At 36.6% G+C, this 8483-nt stretch carries 4 protein-coding genes and 1 pseudogene; all 5 read left to right on the forward strand.

Going from position 1 to position 8483, the window contains the following annotated elements; translation table 11 throughout:
* Positions 1–338 precede the first annotated feature (338 nt).
* Positions 339–2018 (forward strand): ammonium transporter, encoded by a 1680-nt coding sequence (locus J6L95_RS06270; protein ID WP_287458509.1) that lies wholly within the window; start codon positions 339–341, stop codon positions 2016–2018.
* 231 nt (positions 2019–2249) lie between these two features.
* Positions 2250–3674 (forward strand): amidophosphoribosyltransferase, encoded by a 1425-nt coding sequence (purF, locus tag J6L95_RS06275; RefSeq protein WP_287458510.1) that lies wholly within the window; start codon positions 2250–2252, stop codon positions 3672–3674.
* A gap of 214 nt (positions 3675–3888) precedes the next feature.
* On the forward strand, positions 3889–4968 hold the full coding sequence (locus J6L95_RS06280; protein WP_287458511.1) for a carbamoyl phosphate synthase small subunit: 1080 nt from the start codon (positions 3889–3891) through the stop codon (positions 4966–4968).
* Positions 4961–8161: a carbamoyl-phosphate synthase large subunit gene (gene carB / locus J6L95_RS06285; protein ID WP_074686417.1), complete on the forward strand. Its 3201-nt coding sequence runs from the start codon at positions 4961–4963 to the stop codon at positions 8159–8161. Before J6L95_RS06280 ends, carB begins: the two co-directional genes overlap by 8 nt.
* Positions 8162–8363: 202 nt before the next feature.
* A pseudogene (locus J6L95_RS06290) lies at positions 8364–8483 on the forward strand (IS200/IS605 family transposase); the annotation flags it as partial.

The following is an 8483-nucleotide window of genomic DNA, read 5'->3' on the forward strand; positions in this document are numbered from 1 at the left end:
CGCCCTTTTTTGGGGCTTTTTTCTTTACAAAAAGGACATGATGGAAAGGCTGAGAATCCATCATGCATGACTTGGTAATTTTAATGTAAAAAAGAGAGACGTAACGAAATGCTTAAATCATTTCGTTACAGCCTCTTTTTTTATTATAAGTGATAATTTTTTATTACATTATCAATAATATTTATTAAAATGATAAAAATTTATAATTAAAATATCCCCATTTTATCGGTAAAAACGCAAATTATAATAGATAATTATTTATTGATATAATAATTTATTATTGCAAAGTGATAAAAAACTATTATAATGTAGTCATACCAAGAGGGGGGAAAGAAAATATGCTTAAAGAAATATTTGCGATTTGGTATTTGATCGGTGCTGCATTGGTATTCTTCATGCAGGCTGGTTTCGCGATGGTAGAGGCAGGGTTCACTCGTGCGAAAAACGCGGGGAACATCATTATGAAAAACTTGATGGACTTCTGCTTAGGAACTGTCGCATTCTTATTTGTGGGGTATGCATTACTTTGTGGTAATGATGCCGGACATGGTTTAATTGGGTGGTTACCTATTTTAAAAGGTCCACTATTTGATTTTGCAAATACTGACTGGTCATTATTTGTATTCAACTTAGTGTTCTGTGCTACAGCTGCAACAATTGTTTCTGGAGCTATGGCAGAAAGAACAAAATTCATTTCTTATTGTATTTACAGTTTCGTTATTAGTTTGATTGTTTACCCAATCGAAGCGCATTGGGTATGGGGTCCAGATGGATTCCTAACAGCATTAGGATTCCATGATTTCGCTGGTAGTGCAGTTATTCACTACGCTGGTGGTTTAACAGCTTTGATCGGTGCATCATTGCTTGGTCCTCGTATTGGAAAGTTCAACAAAGACAAGACTCCAAATGGTATTCCTGGTCATAACTTAACAATTGGTGCATTAGGGGTATTCATTCTTTGGTTTGGATGGTATGGATTCAACGGTGCCGCTGCTACAAATGGTCGTATGTTAGCGACAATCTTCTCAACTACAACTGTTGCTCCAGCAATTGCTACTGTAACAGTCATGATCTTTACTTGGTTAAAGTATGGTAAACCAGATGTAGCTTTATCATTAAATGGTTCACTTGCTGGACTTGTTGCTATTACAGCTGGCTGTGATGTTGTTAATGTCATGGGAGCATTCATCATTGGTATCCTTTCAGGATTCAACGTTTGCTTCTTTACTTGGTTCTTAGACTACAAATTACATATTGATGATCCAGTAGGTGCTGTACCAGTTCACTTTGCTAACGGTGCCTTAGGAACAGTTTGTGTTGGATTATTTGGATGCAATACTGCTTCTAAAGTTGTTGGTCTCTTCTATGGAGGAGGTACAAGATTATTATTAGTTCAGATTCTTGGATTACTTGCTATTGGTGTATGGACAGCCATCACTATGACAATTACATTCGTTGCTATTAAAAAGACAATTGGTTTACGTGTTACACCTGAAGAAGAAATCATTGGTCTTGATAAGTTAGAACATGGTCTAGAAAGTGCTTATGCTGGTTTTGCTTTTGAAACAGAATTAAGTCAGGGTGAAGTCTACGATGAAAAAGATTATGCCCCTGTTAAATTAGATACTGTCCCAGTAACTGATTACTCTAAGAAAGATGGCAAGATCACAAAAGTTGTTATTGTTACTAAACCTGAACGTTTTGGTGCATTGAAAGATGAAATGAACAAGATCGGTGTTGCCGGCTTGACTGCTACACGAGTTTCTGGATGTGGTTTACAGAAAGGCTCAACTACATACTATCGTGGAGCTAAGGTAGATATGAAATTATTACCTAAACTTAAAGTTGAAGTTATCATTTCTAAGATCCCAACAGAAACAGTTGTCAATGCGGCTAAGAAAGCTTTATACACTGGTGAAATGGGAGATGGAAAGATCTTCATCTACGATGTAGAAGATGTAGTTCGTATTTCATCAAACACAACTGGTGTTGATGCATTAGATTACGATAAAGATTAATAGCCATAAAAATTATATATCCGCAACATAATATTCACACGCTTCATATAAATATATTCTTCGTTTAAGTCCCAGGGTTATCCGCCCCTGGGACTCTATTTTTGTCCTATTTATGGGTAATATTTCATTTCTATAATATAAAGAATTCTCATATTGATAAAATACTTTTAAAAAGTCTTGTCGTGCATGTCTTTTACCCTATATAATGTATTCGTAAAACTGGGGGATATAATGAAAATGAAAATAACTGATTTAGCTGAAATTCATGAAGAATGTGGCGTATTTGGAATCTATGGAGATCCGAACGCGGCGCGATTGACATATTATGGTTTACATGCTTTACAGCATCGTGGACAGGAAGCAGCAGGGATTCTTGTAAAAAGAAATCATCTTCACATTCATAAAGGAGAAGGACTAGTCACTGAAATTTTTGATGCTGATAAGATTGAAGCATTAAGCGGTGATGCAGCCATTGGACATGTACGTTACTCTACAGCTGGTGGGGGAGGTATTCTTAATGTGCAGCCTTTCTTATTTAAGACATTGAGTGGAGAAATGGGAATCTGCCATAATGGGAACCTTGTTAATGCGAATGTATTAAAAAGAGAATTAGAAGATCGTGGATCAATCTTTAATTCATCAAGTGATACTGAAGTATTAGGACATTTGATTAAACGTCATCACGGGCGATTTATTGACCGTGTCTGCAAATCTTTGCAACATATCGATGGAGCTTTTGCCTTCTTGATTTTATTGGATAGCGGATTATATGCCGCAAGAGACCGTTATGGTCTTAGACCATTATCTATTGGACAGATGCCAAGTGGAGCATATGTCTTTAGTTCTGAAACATGTGCCTTTGATATTGTCGGGGCAAAATATATTAGGGATGTAAAGCCAGGAGAAGTGGTAAGAGTCAGAAATGGTGAACTTAAATCTTGTTTCTATATGAATGAATATCAGGAAGCAAGCGACAATATCTGTGCTATGGAATATATTTACTTCTCAAGACCAGATTCTGATATTGAAGGAGTTAATGTTCATTCTGCAAGAAAACGCTGTGGTAAGATCTTATTTGAAGAATCACCAGCTGATGCGGATGTTGTAATCAGGGTGCCTGATTCATCACTTTCTGCCGCAACGGGTTATGCTGAAGCTAGTGGTATTCCATATGAAATGGGTCTTGTTAAAAACAAATATGTAGGTAGAACATTCATTCAGCCTACTCAGGAATTGCGTGAAATGGGTGTACGTATGAAGCTTTCAGCTGTACGTTCTATCGTGGCAGGAAAACGTGTTGTCATGATTGATGACTCAATTGTACGAGGAACAACATCAAGACGTATTGTTTCTTTATTAAAAGAAGCAGGGGCAACTGAAGTCCATGTACGTATTGCTTCACCAGCCATCAAGTATCCATGTTTCTACGGTGTAGATACATCAACAGTAGAAGAATTGATTTCTCATCGTATGAATGTAGGAGAGTTAAGAGATTATATTAAAGCTGATTCATTAGCGTTCATTTCAGAAAAAGGACTAAAGAAAGCAGTCAGAGATAACGCTGAATGTGATTCATTATGTATGTCATGTTTCTCAGGAAACTATGTAACAAAACTTTATGATTCTTATAAAGCTGCTAATAAGGACCGTAAATAATAATTCAATGATAAAATTGCATAGAAGTAATAAAAAATCATTGATTCTTAAGAGCAGTTCAAGTATACTATGAAAAAAAGAAAGGGTGATGGCCATGACAACAACAATGATTACTTCATACAAAATTGCACAGGCGTCCCTTTCTTTTGTTTTTAATATTTCATTTTAAGACATGTCATTTATTGATGTGTCTTTTTTTGTAGGGGGGCATAAAATGAAAGCTTATTTAATACTAGAAGATGGACATGTATTCGAAGGTGAAAGCTTTGGTGCAGTCAAGGAAGTCATCAGTGAATTTGTGTTCAACACATCTATGACAGGATATGTCGAAGTATTGACAGATCCATCTTATGCTGGTCAGAGTGTCGTTATGACTTATCCATTAATTGGAAACTACGGTGTACCACTTGATGATCAGGAATCAGCACATCCATTCGTGGAAGGATTTGTGGTGAATGAACTTTCACGTTTAAGTTCAAACTTTAGAATGAATATGAGTCTTAATGACTACATGATAGAAAATAACATTCCAGGTATCCAAGGAGTAGATACACGTGCAATCACAAAGATCATTAGAAATGAAGGATGCATGAACGGAATGATCACAACTAAAAAATATGATATCGATGAAGTTATCGAAAAGATTAAGGCATACAAGGTAACAGGTGTTGTATCAAGATGTAGCTGTGATGAACCATACAAAGTAGGAGAAGTTGGCGGATACAAAGTGGCATTATATGACTTTGGTTGTAAACGCAATATCGCACGTGAACTTGCAAATCGTGGATGTAATGTAACAGTTGTACCAGCATCAACACCTGCAAGTGCTATCCTTGATGAAAAATATGATGGTATCCTATTATCAAATGGGCCAGGGGATCCAAGTGAATGTACAGAAATCATTGAAGAAATCAAGAAGCTTATCGATTCAAAAATGCCAATCTTTGCAATCTGTCTAGGGCATCAGTTAATGGCATTGGCACATGGCTTTACTACTGAAAAGATGGTTTATGGTCATCATGGGGCTAACCATCCAGTAAAAGACCTTCATACAAATCGTGTGTATATTTCAACACAGAACCACAACTATGTGATCAAGAAAGATTCAATTGATGCTTCTAAAGCAAAAGTATGGTTCAAGAATGTCAACGATGACACAATTGAAGGATTAGAATACTTAAATGAAAATATTAAGACTGTACAGTTCCATCCAGAAGCTTGTGCAGGGCCAATGGACACAAACTACTTATTTGATACATTTATTGAAATGATGGGAGGATCTAAAAATGCCTAAAAGAAATGATATAAAGAAAGTATTAGTTATCGGTTCAGGACCAATCATTATCGGACAGGCTGCCGAATTCGACTATGCAGGTACACAGGCGTGTCGTGCATTAAGAGAAGAAGGAGTGGAAGTTGTACTGATCAACTCCAATCCTGCCACAATCATGACTGATGGAGATATGGCTGATCATGTCTACATCGAACCATTAACTGTACCAGTAGTAAAACAGTTAATCATAAAAGAAAAGCCAGACTGCATTCTTCCTACACTTGGAGGACAGAATGCCTTAAATATCGCAATGGCATTAGCAGATGAAGGGTTTCTTGAAGAACATAATGTAGAAACAATCGGTACTGATACAGATACTATCAAGATGGCTGAAGATCGTCTTGAATTCAAGAATTTGATGGAACGTATTCATGAACCAATCGCACCTTCAACAGTTGTCAACTATGTAGATGACGCTATCGCATTTGCCAATAAAATCGGTTACCCAGTTGTTGTTAGACCAGCCTACACACTAGGTGGAACTGGGGGCGGAATCGCTCACAATGAAAAAGAACTTCACGATATCTGTTCAAACGGTTTAAGACTTTCACGAGTAACAGAATGTCTTATCGAAAAATCAATTGCCGGATGGAAAGAAGTAGAATACGAAGTTATGCGTGATGGTGCAGGAAACTGCATCACTGTATGTAACATGGAAAACCTTGATCCAGTTGGTGTACATACCGGAGATAGTATCGTCGTTGCGCCATCTCAGACTTTATCAGATAAAGACTACCAAATGTTAAGAACATCTGCCTTAAATATCATTACAGCACTTAACATCAAAGGTGGATGTAATGTACAGTTCGCCTTAAATCCAGATTCATTTGAATACTGTGTTATCGAAGTAAACCCTCGTGTATCACGTTCAAGTGCCTTAGCTTCAAAAGCAACAGGATACCCAATCGCTAAATTAGCAGCTAAGATTGCCTTAGGATATACACTAGATGAAATCGTCAATGCGGTAACAGGAAAAACATACGCTTCCTACGAACCAACATTGGACTACATTGTATGTAAGATTCCAAAGTGGCCATTTGATAAATTCTATGATGCATCAAGAAATCTGGGTACACAGATGAAAGCCACTGGGGAAGTTATGGCCATCTGCAATAACTTCGAAGGTTCACTTATGAAAGCATTGCGTTCGCTTGAACAGAATGTCTATTACTTATATCATGAAGAACTAGCTGAGTTAACTATTGAAGAGTTAAGAGCTGAACTTAAGAAAGTAGATGACAAACGTCTATTCGTTATCGCAGAAGCATTAAGAAAAGGCGTATCAATGCAGGAAATTCATTCAATCACAAAGATTGATATGTGGTTTATCGATAAGATCAAACACCTTATTGAAGTAGAAAACAAATTAAAAGAAGAAGAATTAACACCTGAATTATTAAAACAGGCAAAACGTCTAGAATTCCCAGATTTAGTTATCGCTGAATTAACAGGAAAAACAACAGAAGAAATCTACTACTTACGTAAAGGAAACAATATTACAGCAGCCTTCAAGACAGTAGATACATGTGCAGCCGAATTTGATGCTAAAACTCCATACTTCTATAGTGTATATGGAGGGGAACATGAAATTCAGCCAACACATAATAAAAAGAAAATCATCGTCTTTGGTTCAGGTCCAATCCGTATTGGACAGGGTATCGAATTTGACTACTGTTCAGTACATTGTGTATGGGCATTAAAGAAAGCTGGATATGAAACAATTATTGTAAACAATAACCCAGAAACAGTTTCAACTGACTTCGATATCGCTGATAGATTATACTTTGAACCATTAACAGCAGAAGATGTTCAGTCAATCATTGAACTAGAAAAACCAGAAGGTGCCATTGTACAGTTTGGTGGACAGACTGCCATCAAGCTTTCACAGGATCTATTATCAATGGGTGTTCCAATCTTAGGTACATCTGCTAATTCAGTTGATGCCGCAGAAGATAGAGAACGTTTTGATGAAATCCTTGAAAAATGTCATATCGATCGTCCAAAAGGAAGAACAGTCTTCACTGTAGAAGAAGCATTATCAGTCGCTAATGAATTAGGATATCCAGTCCTTGTAAGACCATCGTACGTACTAGGTGGATCAGGTATGGAAATTGCCTTAAATGATGCGGATGTAAAACGTTTCATCACACATATCACAGAAGAATTTGATATCAAGGATCATCCAATCCTTATCGATAAATACTTAGCCGGAAAAGAATGTGAAGTAGATGCCATCTGCGATGATAACGGAATCCTTATTCCAGGTATCATGGAACACGTAGAAAGAGCAGGGGTTCACTCTGGAGACTCAATTTCAGTTTACCCACCTCAAAAAATCAGTGAAGCGATGAAAGAAAGAATCGTAGATTACTCAACACGTTTAGCTAAAGCATTAAAGGTTAAGGGATTAATGAACATCCAGTTCATTGTCTATGAAGATGAAGTCTACGTTATTGAAGTTAACCCAAGATCATCACGTACAATTCCATATATCTCAAAAGTAACAGGTATTCCACTAGTAGATGTGGCAACACAGGTTATCATTGGACATACAATCAAGGAATTAGGATATGATTATGGATTAGCTCCAGAAAAGAAGACAATCGCTGTAAAGATGCCAGTCTTCTCATTTGAAAAAATCACAGGTGCTGAAATCTCTCTTGGCCCTGAAATGAAATCTACAGGAGAAGTATTAGGTGTATCTGAAGACTTGGATGAAGCTATGTACAAAGCCTTCATTGGTACAGGTCTTGATCTTCCTAAGAAAAAGAATATCATCTGTACAATCAAAGATTCTTCAAAAGAAGAATTCTTGCCAATCGCAAAACAGTACTACATGTTCGGTTATGACTTATATGCGACAGAGGGAACATATAACTTCTTAAAAGAACATGACGTACCATGTCATAAGGTTAATCGCATCAATGATAAGAACAATACAATCTTCGACTTGATGCTTACTGATACAGTAGACCTTGTCATTGATATCCCAACAAGAAATGACAACTTAAAAGATGGTTTCCGCATCCGTAGATTTGCGGTAGAAGCAGGTATTCCAATCTATACTTCATTAGATACTGCTCAAGCGTTAATCAATTCATTAGAAAGTAAACACAAAGGTGACGTTTCACTTGTAGATATCACTACTTTATAAAAGGAAAAGCAATGCGCTTTTCTTTTTTTCTTTAAAATAATAAAATAAAAAAAGGAGGTACATCAATGAATAAAGAAAGACTCATTGCGTTCACAAAAGACTGTGCGAAAAGCCCACTCCTTTAGGTGTGAGATGGATAGCATAAAATAAAAAAATGTATGTAGATATCGGAAGCGTACACATATTATGATATAGTATATGTATGGAAAATAAATATAGACATACGAACACAACGGTATCTTTGATAAACTACCATTTTGTCTTTTGTCCAAGATACAGGCGTAAAATTTTTCTGATATCAAATGTAGAAAGACGCTTTAAA

The sequence above is a fragment of the Kandleria sp. genome, assembly GCF_017934775.1.
GTDB lineage: Bacteria > Bacillota_I > Bacilli_A > Erysipelotrichales > Coprobacillaceae > Kandleria > Kandleria vitulina.